This is a genomic window from Ruegeria sp. AD9, assembly GCF_056542305.1.
This window is the reverse complement of sequence record NZ_JBQFZP010000011.1, coordinates 45,211-62,297: the sequence shown is the minus strand read 5'-3', so window position 1 is coordinate 62,297 and position 17,087 is coordinate 45,211. Positions and strand designations below refer to the sequence as shown.

At 56.8% G+C, this 17,087-nt stretch carries 14 protein-coding genes and 1 pseudogene; 3 read left to right on the top strand and 12 right to left on the bottom strand.

Translation table 11 applies throughout. The annotated features are described in order from the left end of the window. The first annotated feature begins 150 nt into the window (after window positions 1–150). The gene (locus tag ACR0AM_RS15445; protein ID WP_480623388.1) at window positions 151–2,142 is read left to right on the top strand and encodes a DEAD/DEAH box helicase; all 1,992 of its coding nucleotides are present in this window, start codon (window positions 151–153) and stop codon (window positions 2,140–2,142) included. A gap of 343 nt (window positions 2,143–2,485) precedes the next feature. Then, window positions 2,486–4,984, top strand: coding sequence for a tetratricopeptide repeat protein (locus tag ACR0AM_RS15440; protein WP_480623387.1), 2,499 nt, complete (start codon window positions 2,486–2,488; stop codon window positions 4,982–4,984). Window positions 4,985–5,215: 231 nt separating this feature from the next. Here ACR0AM_RS15440 and ACR0AM_RS15435 read toward each other — a convergent pair whose 3' ends face one another. Together ACR0AM_RS15435 and ACR0AM_RS15430 are read right to left on the bottom strand one after the other, a co-directional pair. After that, the gene (locus ACR0AM_RS15435; RefSeq protein WP_480612346.1) at window positions 5,216–5,377 is read right to left on the bottom strand and encodes a hypothetical protein; all 162 of its coding nucleotides are present in this window, start codon (window positions 5,375–5,377) and stop codon (window positions 5,216–5,218) included. Window positions 5,378–5,501: 124 nt separating this feature from the next. Then, the gene (locus ACR0AM_RS15430; RefSeq protein WP_480477850.1) at window positions 5,502–5,732 is read right to left on the bottom strand and encodes a hypothetical protein; all 231 of its coding nucleotides are present in this window, start codon (window positions 5,730–5,732) and stop codon (window positions 5,502–5,504) included. Window positions 5,733–6,104: 372 nt separating this feature from the next. Between ACR0AM_RS15430 and ACR0AM_RS15425 the strand changes: the two are divergent. Continuing rightward, a pseudogene (locus ACR0AM_RS15425) lies at window positions 6,105–6,791 on the top strand (IS6 family transposase); the annotation flags it as partial. A 28-nt stretch (window positions 6,792–6,819) separates the two neighbouring features. On the opposite strand, the gene ACR0AM_RS15420 reads toward ACR0AM_RS15425, so the two are convergent. The 10 genes from ACR0AM_RS15420 to ACR0AM_RS15375 form a co-directional block, all read right to left on the bottom strand. Next, window positions 6,820–7,836, bottom strand: coding sequence for a proline racemase family protein (locus ACR0AM_RS15420; protein ID WP_480477852.1), 1,017 nt, complete (start codon window positions 7,834–7,836; stop codon window positions 6,820–6,822). A 20-nt stretch (window positions 7,837–7,856) separates the two neighbouring features. After that, complete coding sequence (locus ACR0AM_RS15415) at window positions 7,857–8,612, bottom strand: SDR family NAD(P)-dependent oxidoreductase (protein ID WP_480477854.1); 756 nt, start codon at window positions 8,610–8,612, stop codon at window positions 7,857–7,859. After that, window positions 8,612–9,373 (bottom strand): SDR family NAD(P)-dependent oxidoreductase, encoded by a 762-nt coding sequence (locus tag ACR0AM_RS15410; RefSeq protein ID WP_480623386.1) that lies wholly within the window; start codon window positions 9,371–9,373, stop codon window positions 8,612–8,614. The genes ACR0AM_RS15415 and ACR0AM_RS15410 overlap by 1 nt, the downstream gene beginning before the upstream one ends. Then, window positions 9,370–10,167, bottom strand: coding sequence for a pyrroline-5-carboxylate reductase (locus tag ACR0AM_RS15405; RefSeq protein WP_480623385.1), 798 nt, complete (start codon window positions 10,165–10,167; stop codon window positions 9,370–9,372). The genes ACR0AM_RS15410 and ACR0AM_RS15405 overlap by 4 nt, the downstream gene beginning before the upstream one ends. Window positions 10,168–10,169: 2 nt before the next feature. Continuing rightward, on the bottom strand, window positions 10,170–11,648 hold the full coding sequence (locus ACR0AM_RS15400; protein ID WP_480623384.1) for an aldehyde dehydrogenase family protein: 1,479 nt from the start codon (window positions 11,646–11,648) through the stop codon (window positions 10,170–10,172). 10 nt (window positions 11,649–11,658) lie between these two features. Next, window positions 11,659–12,360 carry an SDR family oxidoreductase gene (locus ACR0AM_RS15395; RefSeq protein ID WP_480623383.1) on the bottom strand — a complete coding sequence of 234 codons (702 nt, stop codon included), beginning with the start codon at window positions 12,358–12,360 and terminating at the stop codon, window positions 11,659–11,661. 20 nt (window positions 12,361–12,380) lie between these two features. Then, window positions 12,381–13,634 carry an NAD(P)/FAD-dependent oxidoreductase gene (locus ACR0AM_RS15390; RefSeq protein ID WP_480623382.1) on the bottom strand — a complete coding sequence of 418 codons (1,254 nt, stop codon included), beginning with the start codon at window positions 13,632–13,634 and terminating at the stop codon, window positions 12,381–12,383. Between the two features lie 67 nt (window positions 13,635–13,701). Beyond that, window positions 13,702–14,592 carry a dihydrodipicolinate synthase family protein gene (locus ACR0AM_RS15385; protein ID WP_480623381.1) on the bottom strand — a complete coding sequence of 297 codons (891 nt, stop codon included), beginning with the start codon at window positions 14,590–14,592 and terminating at the stop codon, window positions 13,702–13,704. Further along, window positions 14,589–16,133, bottom strand: coding sequence for a choline-sulfatase (gene betC, locus ACR0AM_RS15380; protein ID WP_480623380.1), 1,545 nt, complete (start codon window positions 16,131–16,133; stop codon window positions 14,589–14,591). The genes ACR0AM_RS15385 and betC overlap by 4 nt, the downstream gene beginning before the upstream one ends. Next, a complete protein-coding gene (locus ACR0AM_RS15375) occupies window positions 16,130–17,083 on the bottom strand; it encodes an aminotransferase class IV (RefSeq protein ID WP_480623431.1) in 954 nt (317 codons plus the stop codon). The genes betC and ACR0AM_RS15375 overlap by 4 nt, the downstream gene beginning before the upstream one ends. Window positions 17,084–17,087 lie beyond the last annotated feature (4 nt).

Genomic DNA, 17,087 nt, shown 5'->3' with positions numbered 1-17,087 from the left:
TTGACACATTCGGGCGCGCGTTACGGGCTATACATCTGAACCAAAAACCACTATCGCCAGATCTTTCCCGGCAATTGGTGACCTATGAATGATTTCTCTGCCCTCCCGAAAACCCTGTCCGCAGCTCTGTCCCAAAAAGGCTATAGCAACTTGACGCCTGTACAAGAGGCTGTGTCAGATGAAGAGCTGGCAGGAAAAGATCTGCTTGTCTCTGCGCAAACCGGTTCCGGCAAGACCGTGGGCTTCGGGCTGGCGATGGCGGAAGAACTTCTCGACAAGCACGGCCGTTTTGACCGACCAGCAGCGCCTTTGGCCGTGGTCATCGCACCCACGCGCGAACTGGCTCTGCAAGTGCGGAGAGAATTCGACTGGCTGTTTGCCGAAGCCGGGATCGTTACTGCATCGGCTGTCGGTGGTATGGATGCGCGCACAGAGCGCAGGGCGCTTGAACGCGGCGTACATGTCGTAGTCGCCACACCTGGGCGGCTGCGCGATCATATCACACGTGGGGTGATCGACCTGAGCGATCTGCGGACCGTCGTCCTCGACGAAGCCGATGAAATGCTGGACATGGGGTTCGCCGAAGATCTTGAATACATCCTTGATCAAACGCCCGAAAACCGGCGCACCCTGATGTTCTCTGCCACTGTTCCACGAGGCATTGCCAGGCTTGCCCAGACCTACCAGAAAGAGGGTGCGCAGCGGATCAAGGTCGGAAGCGCAGATGTCCAGCATTCGGATATAACCTATAGTGCCTTGAACGTAGCTCCGTCGGATATTGAAAAAGCGATCATCAATTTGCTGTGTTATCACGACGTTCAAACCACGATTGTGTTCGCCAACACCCGGTCTATGGTGGCGCGTCTGACCGCGAAACTTTCCAATCGGGGGTTTTCTGTCGTCTCACTGTCAGGGGAACTCAGTCAGGCAGAGCGCACCAACGCGATGCAAGCCCTGCGTGACGGGCGCGCGCAGGTTTGCGTTGCGACCGACGTGGCCGCCCGCGGCATTGATCTTCCAGGGTTGGAGTTGGTGATCCATGCGGATCTGCCCTCAAATGCGGAAACTTTGTTGCATCGCTCTGGACGGACAGGCCGTGCCGGACGCAAGGGAACATCCATTCTGATCGTGCCGGCTCGGCAGCGTTCAAAGGCACAACGATTGCTGAAAACCGCCAAGCTGGAGGCCGAATGGGGCGCACCACCCTCAGCCGATGAGGTGTTTAAACGGGAAGAGGAACGCATCGTTTCCAATCCCGCCCTGGATGAGCCGCCAAGTGCTGAGGAAACGGCTTTTGCCGAGCGGCTGCTCAGCGGAAGAACTCCCGAGCAGATCGCCGCAGCCTATATGCGCCTCTACCGAGAGCGCCACTCGGCACCAGAGATCCTTGGAACGGCACCAGAGTCTGGAAAACGCGACACTGATCGGCGCGCGGCGTTTGGGCCAAGCACCTGGTTCTCACTTTCTTTGGGACGCAAACAGCGTGCGGAGCCGCGTTGGTTGCTGCCAATGCTGTGCCGCAACGCGGGTTTGTCCAAAGACGCTATCGGCGCAATCCGCGTTCAGTATCAAGAGACCTTTGTCGAGATCGCCAATGATGCTGTGCCCGCAATGAAACAAGAACTGGGCGCTGATCTCATCATAGAACAAGGTGCGACGTTGACCGAGCTGGTGGGCACACCAGATTTCGATGCCTCGCCCAAAGGCCCGCCTGCAGCGCCACATTCATCGGACGAGCCCGCCAAATCCCGAGCGCTTGATTCAGGCAAGCCGTCGAAAGCTGTGCCTGGCTCCGAACGTTCCAACCAAGACTTCCGGACTGCATCCGAGCGCCCGAAGAGCAAAAGAAAATCTGCAGCAGGTACGCCGAACAGACAAGCAAGCGAAGACAAGAGAAAACAGGACTCGGCTCCGCAAGCGCGACCGACGCGTGAGCGCGGAAAGGCCAAACCACAGCCCGTCGCAATGGATAAGAAGCGACAAAAGCAAGATAAGAACGCTTCTGACACATCCAAATCTCTGAAAGCACAAAAGGCGCGTTTCAAGACCGACACCAAAGACTCGAAAGCGCCGCGTTCAAAAAGCAAAAACGGCAAGGGCGGAGAAGCAAGGCCTTTCCGCAAGTTTTCAAAGAGAAACTGAGCGCTCGGGCAAGAGACATTCATCACGGACACCGGTACAGTGGCGCATCGTCCTAGACGGTCCTTAATCCTTCCACCCAATCCGCTTGAGGGCGAAGGACTCGGACGGCCAAGAGCAGTCATGGATCGCGTTCAAATGCGCATCGATGTTTCTTCGCAAGGCGGACTTTCATGTGTGTTGCAGCCCTTCGAGCTCAATTGGCCAGGTCATCCGTCGCGCAGAACGCTCTGACCGGTCAGCTTTAACGCCTTGGTTCACACAATTGTTTGTGTATCATGTCACAAAACGGTGCCGCCTTAAAGATTTACACAACCCTTGGCCACACTTCTGCGGAGTGTAGTTAGTGCCCGCCAAAAATGATCTCTCATGGCCTGAAGCGTTTATCGAGCTTTTGCCACTGGTTGCTGACAAGTGGTCAGTAGAGGATGAAATTTATTTTCACCGTCAGCTAAGTGCCGGTAAGTCCGGAGCTCTTGTCTATATTGTCGACATTACATGCGACGCGTTCAGCGGCCAGGCCATTCTTAAGTTCGACGCCCTTCCCGATCCGGAATGGAATGAAAAGGCCGAAAACCAAAGGCATCGGGAGGCGTTTGAAGCAGTTCCCGCGTTTGGATCAAGGCATCTGGCGCGCATCGTCCACTCTTTGGAATACGACGGTAAGATTGCGATACTTTCCACCGTTGTGGCTCAAGGGCTTGAATACTCACTTCCCTGGAACGATTGCGGCTACGAACTGGCCTTGAACGTACTTGAGCGGCTGTCGACAAGCCTGCTTGATGACTGGAACGTTGATTACAGCATGGCGCCTGGTTTGCAATCGCCTCGGGATCTGCTTTCGGGATGGCTCGGCTATAGATTGGATCCTAAGCTAGGTCGGCTTCATCACTTTCTTTCGGGTATTTGCGGTCATGACCCGAATGAACGTTGTCTGATGTTTGAAGGACATTGGTACCCGAACCCACTGGCTTTTGCCTGTGACGAGCATTTTCCAAGCCGGTTGAGCTTAAGAGCAGCAAAAGGTCGAGTGCACGGGGATCTGCATGGCTACAATGTACTGGTTCAAGCGCACAAAAGCCGCGATCCAGATTATTTTCTGATCGATTTGGCACTGTACGAAGACAAGCAGTTCTTATTTTATGATCATGCCTATTTCGAGTTGGCATACCTCTTGGCGCGGCGCGGAAATTGTGTACCTGCCCAATGGGATGCTATCCTTGATGACCTTGGCCTCTTTCATTCAAAACACCACACATTAGGGCTTTGGCAGGATGACGTCGGCATCGTCGAGTTTGTCAGAACTCTGCGGCGAGGCGCTATGAGTTGGGTTGAGCGCCACGAAAGCCACCGGCTCAGCTTTATGGAAAGCCAATACTTGCTTGCCCGTGTCGCAGTGGGACTGAATTTCGCACATAAGAACCTCAGCGTCGGTGCGCGCAGCCACGCATTCTTGTATGCAGCTCACAATCTCAAAGACTACATGACGCTCAACAATGTTGAATGGCCCAGACACGGACCTGTGTTCCGTTTTCCAACAACGCTGGAACCTTTGACCGAACCTCGACCTGAGGTCGAAACACTTGCACCAATTACCGAGCCTCCCGCCGAAAAAGACCGACTGTATGATCAGATGGTTACCCAGCTACCGACGCCACAGAAGCCGGTCATTGCGGTGCTGCCGTTTGACTGCATTAGTGGACAAAGCGACACCAACGGATTTGTGGCTGGCATCAACCATGAACTCGTGACCGAACTTGCTAAAGTGGATTGGCTGTCGGTCGTCTCACCCTCCTCCACCAAGCTCCTCAAGGATGCTTCTTTGCTCGGAGAAGAGATCGCGCAACGTCTCGGGGCTCACTATTTGGTTGAGGGCACCGTCCGTTATGACGATCAGCGCGTTCGCGTAACTGCCCATCTAGTAGATACATCGACCGGGCATGATCTTTGGGCCGATCGCCTGGATCACAAGACAGAAGATGTCTTTTCCTTGCAGGAGGAGATCGCATCAGCCGTTGTGGGGCACATAGATTGGGAGTTGCGGTTCGACGTGCGTGAGCAAGCGCGGCTAAAACGTGGCGAAGTCAACGTATGGGACAGCGTTCAAAAAGCACTGTGGCATCTGTTCAAATTCACAGATGAAGATACTCAGAAGGCAAGGGATATTCTAAACAGAACAATAGATATCGCACCAGACTATGCACTTGCGCACGCGGTGATGGCAAATGCCGAGCTTCGGAAACTGTTCTTCGTACAGGTCGATAATCGAAATGAGGCCAGAGAACGCGCGCTTTATCACGCAGAGCACGCCGTGGCGTTGGATGAACAAAGCAGTTTTGCGCATGCCAGTCTTGCCCGTGCCTACACGCAGTTCAACAAACACGATGCCGCTATTGCGGAGGCACAGCTTGCCGTCAGCCTCAACCCAAGCGCGGCAAACGCTCACTTGGTTCTTGGATATGCGCATCTCGCAAACGGGCAAGCAAAGCTAGCGCTATCGCATTTCGAGACCGCAACCCGGTTTGGACCATCGGGTCCTTATTTCAAGGTGAAATTGTTGGCTAAGGCCTTTTGCCTTTACTTTCTCGACCGCTTTAGCCAGGCCGAAACTTGTGCGAGAACGGCATTGGAGGGCAAATCGGTTGATCCATTCGGCCGTTATGTGCTGGCGGCGATACTGATACGGCAGAAAGCCACAGACGAGGCGAGACGAATAATTGGACAGAGCCAAGAAAAACGCCCTGACATGACCTGTTCCCGTGTCTGTCTGGCATTCGAAAACCTGCAACAAAGCAATCTTGACAGGTTTGTCGGAGATCTTCGGAAAGCTGGGTTGCCGGATTGAGCTTGGCCCTTTTCGATCTGCGCGGTGCGGCAAAGCACTTCTTTCAAATCGTTTGGCCAGAAAAGGAACCCATCGCCCGCTAGGTGCATGGTCAAATGATCTAGAAACCGCTTTGGAGGGTTTCGCTCGAGCAAAAACTTCGCGGCAAAACCTCTGGGACTATGGCAGCTCATCCAACAACATCGGGTACAGCAAGTTTCCTGCCTGCGGCCCGGCCCAGAGGTAATCAACCTATTGATCGGTCGACTCGTTGTACCACCGGTACCGTTCGATCTTGTCATACAGCCCGTTCACGATGGTTTGCTGTTCTGAAATCGGAAAGCGCACCCAATCATCTTCAGTGATAATCATGATCTGAGACTTATAGGACAGGTCAGGCAGGTATTCGTCCAACGCCACAACTTCGGCAAAGCTTGGGTCTGATTGGCGTGATACCTGATCAGCTCTGCGGCATCTCCAAGAACCTGTGCAAAGAAATGATCAGGGTTCACGACGTTCCGCTCGGCCTGGTCGACAATCATCTGCAATGCTTCTTCCAGGTTATGCGCTCACGGATAATCCAGTTCAGGCTTTCGGCGCTCAGCCCCGTGGTAGAATACTGATCATCGAATTCGCGAGGACCTGCATCTGTAACCAGTACGATAAGCCGACGCCCAAAGTCGCTCCAGTCCATGTCTTCCAATGCGTATTCAATACCGCGATAGCTGTCTTCGCGAAAATTCTTGCTGCTGGATTCCGCTTCTTGCATCTGATCGATGCCACTCAGGAAGTTGTCAACGTCAAGGCCCTGCTGAAGGTCCGCGAAAGTCCGAAGGTCATACCCAAGGCCCGGAGCTGCCTCGAGGCGGTCACGATAGCCGACAAGCCCGAAACTGATCGCGTCTGCTGCCCCGCTGATCCCGCGGCCTCTCGATAAACCTCCTGCAGTGCTGCACGGGTAGCGCGGATATACCGCTCCGTGGATATCGTGGTGTCCACGACAAAGACCACTGCTGTTTTTAGGTCACCCGACTTCTGACTACCCGATGGCGCCGGACGGTACGGGGGGTGTTGTCACGTTAACTGTGTTTTGTTGCTCTTGCCCGCAGTTGGACGTAGGTGACGTCGATGAAGTCATCGTCGATCAGTTACAAGCGCCACCAGTTTCCACCTGATATTCGCGCACGCGGTATGGCTGTACGTTCGCTTCAACCTGAGCTTCCGGGAAGTTAAAGCGATGCTGCTGCAGAGCGGAATCAGTGCATCATACGAGACGGTCCTGCATTGGATCATCAAGTTTGGGCCGGCGGTAGCTCGAAACCTGCGGCAGAGACAGAAGCGTTCAGGTGAGATCTGGCATCTGGATGAAGTTGAGGTGAGAATCTCAGATCGCAAGTATCGGCTTTGGCGCGCAGTCGATCAGCATGGCCTCGTGTTGGACGAAGTCCTCCAGCCGAAATAGGGCAATCGGGCGGCCATTCGGATGTTGCGCCGCCTTATTAAGCGTCTTGGTTTCCTTCCCAAGCAGATAATCACTGACAAACTGCGTTCATATGGTACCGCCAAGCGCGAGCTGGCGCAGGAGTTGGATCACTGGTCGCTCAAAGGCTTGAACAATCGAGCCGAGAACAGCCACCTCCCTTTCCGAAAGAGGGAACGGACGATGCAAGCCCATCGCTCTTCAGGAGGTTTACCGAGGTTCATAGCAACCCATTCAGCCATTCGGGATTATTTCTGTATTCCCTCTCGCCGCCGCTCCGCCTTAACAATCCGATGTCACCGCCTCGAGGCACTTGACGTCTGGAATGCTGCCACTCAAGCTGCTTGAAGTCCGAAAGTTCCTTGCAACTTCCAATCTAACCGCCCCAAGTGTCTGATAGACGAAAACCCTGAGGGAAAGGGTCGGTCGGATCCAAGCCGATCTGGGTTAACCCGTAGATCCAGCACTGCCCCGACACTCGGTTCCGGATCGCCGCATATGATCCCACGTTGGTGATGTCCAAAAGCTCGGTGGTGAACTCGCCTCCGATGATCGAACGCGACACCACAATGTCGCCCGGTGATGCCAATCCTGCCGCATGACGCACCGCCATGTTGGCGTTCGATCCAGTGCCGCAAGGCGATCGGTCAGCGCGCCCAGGGCGCAGCGTTGTGCAGGTCCGCACCGCACCATCCGAGTCCGTTGACCGGAACATGACATAGGCCAGACCGTTCAGAGCCGGAGTGGTCGGATGCGGCGCATCTTCGGTTTCGGCGATCATATCACGTAGGGCGACTCCGCGCGTGGCAAGCTCGCGGGCGTTGCCCGGAGTGATCGACAACCCGATCTGGTCCACATCCACCAGTGCATAGAACACTCCTCCAAAACACAGATCATAGCGGATCTTCCCCCAGTCCGGGGTATCGATTTCACTGTCCTTCTTGGCAACAAATGAAGGCGGCATATCCAGCGACACTTTGGTCACCTTCCCGTTGGAACAACGGGCCACCGCGCGCACCAGACCAGCAGCGGTATCCAGCGTCACGGTTGTTTCGGGCTCGACCATAGGGATCATGCCCGTTTCAAGCAGGGCCGTGACCGCACACATTGCATTGGATCCCGACATCGCATGGGCCTGATCAGGTTGCAGCACGATGAACCCAATGTCTGCCGCAGGGTCGCAAGGCGGGACCAGCAAACAAAAAGACCCGGCCGGGGCCGAACGCGGTTCCGAGCACAAGAGCTGGCGCAGGCTGTCATCGACCTTGTTCAAATGATCCAGCTTATCGGCCATGGTTGCCCCGGGAATGTCCAGCACTCCTCCAGTCACGACACGGCCGATTTCGCCGGCGCAATGCACGTCGACCGTTTGTAGAATTCGGGACCAGCGCATGAGTTTGTCCTTTCCGTTTTCTAAGCCACAGCCTGCGCACCGGTGATTTCCACCACCGAGCCACAGAGATATTGCGCCTCGTCCGAGGCCAGAAAAGCGATGAGGGCGGCAATCTCATCTGGCTCTCCAATCCGGCCAAACGGCACAAGTGCATTCAGATCGGCAAGACTGCGTCCTGAGCGTGCCAGATTGCTTTCCAGCATCGGCGTCCGGACTTCGCCCGGGGCTACGCCATTCACGCGAATATTGTCCGGCGCATAGTCGCGAGCAAGGTTCTGGGTGAAAGCAACAACAGCCGCCTTGGCAGTGTTATAGGCGATGTGGCCTGGCGCCGGGTGAATCCCCCATTGCGATGCCGTATTGACGATAGCCCCACCACCCTGACCCTGCATCACCGGGATGACGGCCTGACACACATGAAATAGTGCATCGACATTGACGGCGAAGGTTTGTTGCCAGTCTTCAGCAGACAGTTCCATCAAAGCGCCCCGCCGCATCAGCCCGGCATTGTTGCACAACACGTCTATCCTGCGCCCTGCGCAAGTCCAGTCCCGGACAAAGCCCCGAATCTTTGCAGGATCGGTTAGGTCAAACGCTTGGGCTTCCGCCTGACCTCCAGCCGCCCGTATGTTCCCGGCGACGGTTTCCGCCCTGGTCAAATTTGCATCGGCGACACAAACCAAAGCCCCTTCATCTGCAAACCGCTGACAGATCGCGGTGCCAATACCCCCTGCTCCACCGGTGACGACAACAGATTTTCCTTCAAAACGCTGCATCATGACCTCATCTGACTTGCGCCATTAATATCCAGAACCGCACCTGTAAGCGAAGCCTGCGAGGGCCGAAGAACAAAGGCTACTAGTTCGGCAATTTCCTCCGGCTTGGCCATCTGACCCAGCGGGATGCCCGAAAGGGCAGCAGCTTCGCCATGCGTGTGGATGAAATCCTCGGACATCTCGGACCGCACCCATCCCGGCGCAATAGCCACCGCCGTAATCCCGTCGGCGCCGAAGCCTCGCGCGATGCTTTGGGTCAGGTTGATCAGGGCCGCTTTGGTCGCGCCATAAGACATCGCCTCGGCCCGATATCCGCCCTGCCCTGCGCGCGACGCCATGTTGATGATCCGCCCGCCGCCTTGCGCCCGGAAATGCCGAATGGCCGCGCGGCTCAGATCAGCAATGGCCATCAGATTGACCTGAAGATCACCATGCCAGACCCGATGCCAAGACTCTAAAGGATCATCCACGGAAGAAGCAGTTAGAATGCCCGCGTTATTGATTAGCGCATCTATCCGGCCTGCTTGGGTTTCGGCGGCTTCCCACAGCGCATTTGGCCCCAAAGGGTCGGACAGATCAGCGGCAAGTGCACTCGCCCCTTGCCCAATCTCTGTTGCCAACGCCTCGGCACGGGCCACGTTGCTGTGATAGTGCAGCAAAACACGTGCACCCACTGTTGCCAATTCGCGTGCGATAGCCTGGCCAATGGACCCGGTGGCCCCTGTCAACAGAACGGTTTTATCTTGCAGAGAACGAGTCAATCCGCCACTCCCTCGGTCGCTTGGCGCGCATTGCTCAGCCGTAGCAATACGATGTCGAGCCCCGCTTTCAAAGCCTCGGGGCCACCTGCATTTGCAAAAACCTCGAACAGTTGCGCATTCAGTCCTGCGGGCGTCGAGTGTTCGACCCGCAGCAATTCATAAGGTTTGTCGCGATCTTCCATTGCCGTATGCGCCAATCCGGAAAAAACTCCGCTCAGATAGTGTTGCGCATCCACCCGCCCAATCCCATTGGATTGCATCCAGTCTGAGACAGCACCCAGAAAACCAAAATACGTTCCCATCACAGCGCTTGCAGCGGCGAAGGCATCAAACTCTTCCACTGTTCGGGCGCTGACCACGGCCCCCAGCGGGCCAAACAGCGCTTCGCCAACCGGGTCATGCGGAAACAGAACCGTCACGCCACGATGATGGGCGACCGAGGGCAAAGGAATTGCACGGAACAGGCGCACAGACGTGCCGATCCAGTCTTGCAGAGCCTCGTGGGTCACCGTAGCGATCAGGCTGCAAACATGCTGCCCCTCGGCAAATCGAAAGGACGATAGCACCGCCTGCGCGTCCTGCGGGCGGATAGCTAGAAACACCAGATCGGACCCATCAACAACGGCCTGCGCGTCTGTGCAGACCTGCACCTTTTCACTCACCGCTGCCAACCGCGCCGAGATGGTGCGATTGCGTTCGGTGACGTAGATTGCAGTGACATCAACATCTGACGCCAGCAATCCGGTCACCACCGCTTCGGTTATGACGCCAGTTCCGATGAAGCCAAGTCGCATCCCTACTCCTTGATATACCAACCCCAGGGTTTAGAGCGGTCATAAGACGTGATTTGTTTGGTTTCGAGGTAGTTGTTCAGGCCCCAAACTCCCAGTTCCCGCCCGATGCCCGATTTTTTGTATCCGCCCCAAGGCGCTTCAGTGAAGGTCGGTTGCGAGCAGTTGATCCAGACAATGCCAGCCTGAAAGGCCCGGGCAACACGCTCAGCGCGGTCGGTATCGGCGGACATGACGGCTGCAGCCAGACCAAATTCCGATGCGTTGGCAAGCGCGACCGCTTCTGTTTCTGTGGTGAAGGAGCGGACACAGACCACTGGTCCAAATATCTCTTCGTTCCAGACAAAACCATCCAGCGGTGCATCGGCAAAGATAGTGGGTTCAACATAGCAGCCCTGCTCAAAGCCTTCTGGAACGCCACCGCCACAGACCAGCCGGGCACCCTCGGCCTTGCCCTTCTCGATCGCGGCCAGAATTTTCCCTTGCTGCACCTTGTTGACCTGCGGGCCTAGCAACACGCCATCCTCCAGCCCATGGCCAATCTTGATCTTGCCAGCCTCTTCAACCAGCCGGGACATCACCGCATCATAGATCGGAGCCTCGACCAGCACACGCGAGGTGGCCGAGCACACCTCACCCTGGTTCCAGAAGATACCAAACATGATCCACTCGACGGCTTCTTCGATGGGCGTATCTGCAAACACAACCAAAGGCGATTTGCCGCCCAGTTCCAATGAGATGGTTTTCACATTCTGCGCCGCTGCCGCCATGATGCGCGATCCGGTTGGCACCGATCCGGTAAAAGCAAGCTTGTCCACATCCGGGTGTTCAGCCAGCCGCGCGCCTGCATCCGGGCCGAAACCGGTGACGATGTTCAATGCTCCGGCAGGCAGACCTGCCTTAAGTGCAATATCCCCAAGCTCAAGCGCTGTCAGCGGTGTGATCTCCGAGGGTTTAAGCACAACCGTACACCCTGCGGCCAACGCTGGGGCCACTTTCCACGAGGCCATCAGCATCGGAAAATTCCACGGGATGATCGCACCCGCCACCCCAACAGGTTCCTTCACAGCCTTTGAGGTGAACCCCTCCATGCCCAAAGGAATTTGTTCTTCGGCATTATTGTCCAGACGTTCCGCCAGATCCGCATAGAAGTGAAAGACTCCGGCCGTGTCTTCGATATCCCACACCGCCTCGGGTAGGGGTTTGCCGTTATCCATCACCTCCATCCGGGCCAGCTCATCCGTGCGCGCAGAGATTTCGTCGCCCATCTTGCGCAAAACAGTGGCGCGCTCGGCACCGCAAAGTTTTGGCCAGGGGCCGGTGTCAAAAGCCGCACGGGCCGCTTTGACCGCCGCGTCGACATCGGCTGGATCACCTTTGGCGACTTTGTGCACGACCTCATTGTTCGATGGGTCCACCACGTCGAACACCTCGCCAGAGGCGGCAGCAACCCATTCGTTGTTGATAAACAGTTTGTCCCGCATGGGGTTTCCTTTACATATGCCGGGTGACGCCGCCGTCGACGCGCAGAGATTGACCGGTGATGTAGCTGCTGTCGTCACTCAGCAGAAACGCAGCCGCTTTGGCCTGTTCCTCGGCCCGAGCCAGACGGCCAAGGGCCGACATCTCGGCGAATTTATGCGGCAAGTCGAGGCTGTCGGTGAAACCGGGCAGCAGGCAGTTCATGCGGATATTGGCCGGGCCATACCGGTCCGAGAATTGCTTGGTAAAGCTGGAGACACCAACGCGGTAGACGCTGGAGGTCGGAAAGGTCAGAGATGGCTCAAATGCTGAAAAGGTTGTGATGTTGACGATTGAGCCACCACCCTGCGCCTCCATCACCGGCGCCAGCAGCTTCGCCATGCGGATGACCGGTTTCAGAACCATCTCATGGGCGCGATCCCAGTCCTCTTCCGGGATTTCAAGCAGATCTCCTTTAGGCGGGCCACCCACATGGATCAGGCAAGCGTCGATGCGCCCAAAGGTGGCCATGGCAAGGTCAAAGACCGCCTGCGTATCCTCTGCGTTTTCGGCCTTACCTCGGTGGGCAACGCTGCCCAGCTCCTGAGCCAGTAACTCGCAGGACTCCGATGGTGACATCAGCGCCAGATTGTATCCCCGCGCGTGCATTTCGCGCGCCGTGGCTGCGCCCATTCCGCGCCCACCGCCAATGATAAGACATATCTTTTCGGTCATGGTCCGCTCCTGTTTTCAAATTAAAATCGGTCGACCCTATAGGGGTGCAGATCGACATCGGGTATCTCTCCGGAAATGAGCTGCCCCATCAACCGGGCCGCAGTCGCAGCATAGGTCAGACCCAGATGTCCATGTCCCGTGGAATAGAACACCCCCGGCATCTTGCCTGAGGTTGACATCACCGGGATCGTATCCGGCAAGGCCGGCCGGTGTCCCATCCATTCGGATGTTTCATCAAGAGATAGCCCCGGTAGCGCCAGACGTGCCCGCGCGACAGTGATCCTGGCGCGGCTATAATTGGGCGCGGCCTCAAGACCCGCCATCTCGACGGTTCCGCCAATACGAATTCCACCGGCAGTCGGGCTCACCATGAACGCCTTGGCAGGCCAGATGATCGAATGGCCCAGTGTGACCCCCGGAGACATGATCTGCGTGTGATAGCCACGCTCTGTCTCCAATGGCAGCGGTTCACCCAGCATTTTGGACAGACGGGCCGAAAAAGCCCCAGCACAGATGACCACATGTTTCGCACGCAAACGAGCGCCGTCACCAAGACACACGGTCTTTTCTTCGCCCGTTGCCTCAAACCCGATGACATCGCCCCGAACGATCTGTCCGCCCCTGGCTGCAATAATCTCAGCAAGCCGGGACACGATGTCGAACGGATTTCGAACAGTCCGGTTATCCGGCAACAGGACCGCTTTTTGAATGACCGGAGCAATGTCTGGCTCCAGTTCGCGCAACCGATTGCCGCCGATCACTTCATAATCGAAGCCGTACCGGTCGAGCATGTCCAGCCGCTCGCGATCCGCCTCGAACTCCTGATCGTTGGCATAAAGCGACAAGCACCCCGTTTCGCTGACATCATCCGCAAGGCCTATCTCAGCCATCAGGGCCTGCATGTCCGGCAATGCACGTTCACACAGCGCCGCTCCGTTCGCCTCCAACTGCCGCAGCCGCGATGGCAAACCAGCCCTGAAGAACCGTAGGAACCACGGGACAAGACGTGGAGCATAAGCCGGAGCCACGCGTATGGGTCCTTCGGGGTCCAATAGCCAACGCGGCGTTTGCATCCAGACAGAAGGGCGCGACACCGGCATAAATTCGGTCACGGCGATCGAGGCCATATTGCCGAAAGACGCACCGTTTCCGGGCGTCCCACGATCAATGAGGGCCACCCTGAGTCCCCGTTTCTGAAGCTCATGGCCAAGCGCAGCACCGATGATACCGGCGCCGATTATGGCTGTGTCAAACTGATGTTCGGTCTGGGGCATCGCAGTTCGCAAACTTGAAGGACGACCGGGCGCGAACGGCATGTAGCCAAGCGTACCCTGGGTGGGACTACCAGTTCAGGATTGGCTCCATCGCCGCGCGCATGTCTGCCTTTTCTTCATCCGTCAGCGGCCCCCACGGTGCGCGACATTCGCCCAACGACAGGCCCTGAAGTTCGCAGCCGTATTTAATTTTTTGAACGAACTTGCCGGATTCCAGGATATTCATGGCGCGATAGAGTTTCTTCATCATCTCGCGCGCCTTGACCAAATCTCCTGCCCGATAGGCACGGTCCAGATCGCAGCAAGCACGGGCCATGCAGTTCGACGGTCCGCAGATCCAGCTGTCCGCGCCCCAGAACATGAAGTCTAGAGCAATGTCGTCCGAACCTGAGATCAGCTGAATTTTGCCCTCATACCGGCTGGCAATGTCGACGGCGCGTTGCAGCACGCCCGAACTCTCCTTGATGCCGATCACGCGTGGATTGTCGGCGAAATGATCCATGAGCTCGAAGCTGATATCAGCGCCATCCTTTGCCGGATAGCTGTAGAGAACCAGATTGACATCCACCTCCTCCAGTACGGTTTCATAATGCCGGATCAGTTCGTCCTGCGTCGGGCGTGTATAGAATGGCGGCGCAAGCAACACGGTGTCATAGCCGATTTCCTTGGCCATCGCCGTTTGCGCGATCACCTCACGCGTTGCAGGGGCATTTGTTCCTGCGATCAGGATTTCGCCGTCGTTGGCAAAGTCTTTGACGAATTGCAGGACGGCTCGGCGTTCTTCATTACTCTGCGAGAAGTACTCACCAGTTGAACCATTTGGGACCCAACCTGTGACGCCAGCCTCGCGGAGATGCGACAGCAGCTTTTCGAACGCGCCGAAATCGATCTTGCTATCGTCGCCAAACGGCGTCACCAGGGCTGGCATGATGCCAGAGAGTTTCACGTTGTAGCTCATTGGTCAGAGTCCTGTGATTTGTTGTAGTAGAGGTATCCACGCCGCTCGACGGTTGGAAACGCGTCGCCCCGACGGACATAGTTGGTGTTCTGGGTCAGGGGACGCGGTGTAAAATCCCAAATTTCCTCACGCCCTGTAGACAGTGCAGTGTCGATCAGCTTGCGGGCCACCTGGCTGGCCACGACGTCGTCCAGCAAAGTGTCCAGCGGCCAGGTCTCCTCGGCCAGTTGGGTTAGGCGTGCCTCGTCAGGATCGCCCTGCCCCGCGATGTTTGTCTGTTCCAGCGGGTCGTTGGACAGGTCATAGAATTGTGGCGGATAGGCGCGCGAGAGTATCAGTTTTTTCTCACTGTCGCGGATGCAGACACGCGGGGCTGACGTGCCGCCGTCGATATGTTCGGAAAAAACCGGACCACACTGGGGCTCTCCGCGCAGCGCTGGCAACAGGCTGCGCCCGTCAAGCGGTGTCCGTATATCCTTGGCGGGCACGCCACTGATATCGAGGAGGGTTGGAAAGATATCCAACAGCGATACCGGGGCAGAAACGCGACCCGGAGCGTGTTCGGGATGGGCAATGATCAACGGTACCTGAATCGCGGGGTTGAACAGGGTTTTCTTAAACCACATCCCGCGCTCGCCGATCATGTCGCCGTGATCCGAGGCGAACATTACAACTGTGTTGTCGGCGTAGCCACTGTCCTCCAGCGCCTGCATCAGCCGACCGAACAGATCATCCACATATGAGATCATGCCGTAATACCCGCGCCGGGCATTGCGATAATCGGCATCGCTCAGTTCGCACTTGTCCTGACCATAGTGGTAGTAGAGCGATTGGCTGTGCGCGTCGCGCTGATCGACTGGGATATGCGGCACGCGTGGCGCGTCGATGTGTGCGTCATCGTACCTGTCCCAATAGTCTCGGGTAATCACATAAGGATCGTGCGGATGAGTCAGTGAAACCGTCATCATGAACGGGCGGTCATCGTCGCTGCGGGCTCGGGTGTAAAGCTCTCGCACCGCGTGGTGAACAACATCCTCGTCATAGTCGATCTGCATCGAACGGGCGACCGGGCCTGCGTCGCGCACTGTGTCGATGGTCGAGACGCCAAAAGTATAGGCGCGTTCTTCATCCTTGTTGAAATCGCGGAAATCCGCATCCGGCGTCCAGGACATGTCGGCTGGGTAAATCTCGGTGGTCAACCGTTCCTCGAACCCGTGATACTGGTCCGGGCCCACGAAATGCATCTTGCCCGAGATGCAGGTATAGTAGCCGTTCAGCCGCAGATAGTGGGCGAAGGTCGGTGTGGACGCGGTGAATTCGGCCCCATTATCATAGGCCCCGATGCGCGACGGCAGCCGTCCGGCCATCATGCCGAAACGCGACGGTGCACATAAGGGATAGGGGCAATAAGCGTTCTCAAAAACCTTGCCGCGCGCGGCAAGCGCGTCGATATTCGGCGTTTTGCAGACCGTTCCCCCATAGGCATTCAGCACGAACGAGGTCAATTGGTCGACCATGAACAGGATGATGTTTGGTTTCATGACGATCGTCCGCGCTGGGATTTCTGGGTTGCCACGTTATTGGCGACTAGATCTTTGTAGAGTTCTCGGATTTGCCGAGTGACCGGACCTGCGCCGCCTTCATCACCAATCGTCTTGCCATCGATTGAGGCTACAGGCGTCTGCGCCCCGAACGTGCCGGTCAGAAACGCCTCATCCGCACCATAGGCCTCGTATAGCGAAAAATTCTTTTCAAAGACCGGAATGTCATTCTGGCGGCACAGCGAGATGACCTTGGCGCGGGTTACACCGTTCATGCAGTAGTCCCCGGTCGATGTCCAAACTTCGCCTCGCCGGACGATAAAGAAATTGCAGGCGTTGGTGGTGTTCACAAACCCATGCGGGTCCAGCATCAGACCCTCATCCGCGCCGGCCTGCTCCGCCTGAAGACAGGCGATCACGCAATTGAGCTTGGAATGGCTATTGAACTTCGGGTCCTGGCTGGTCGGCAACCCCCGGACCTGCGGCACGGTGACCAGCCGGATACCCTGCGATTGCAGACCCTCAGCGGGTCTGGAGTGTTCAATAATCGCAACAATCGTTGGGCCGAACCTGCTGAGGCCCGGGTGCTGAAACGGTTTCGCCTTGCGACCGCGTGTGATCATCAGACGGCAATGGGCGTCGGAGATCATGCCATTGGCCGCTGCCGTCTGATCCAGAATGCCCCGTATGTCCTCGGGGCCCACGCCGATATCGATCGAGACCGATTTGAGCGAATTGAAGAGGCGATCCATATGTTCGTCGAAAAAGGCCCATTCGCCATCATACAATCGCAAACCTTCCCACATACCGTCGCCCAGCATGAAGCCGCTGTCATAAACTGAGACACTGGCCTCTTCCTTGGGCACAAGCTCGCCATTTACGTAGATCAGAAGCGCATCATTGCGTGCGTCCACTTCGGCGTCGTGGGTGGATATGTCGTGAGAATCCATCGCC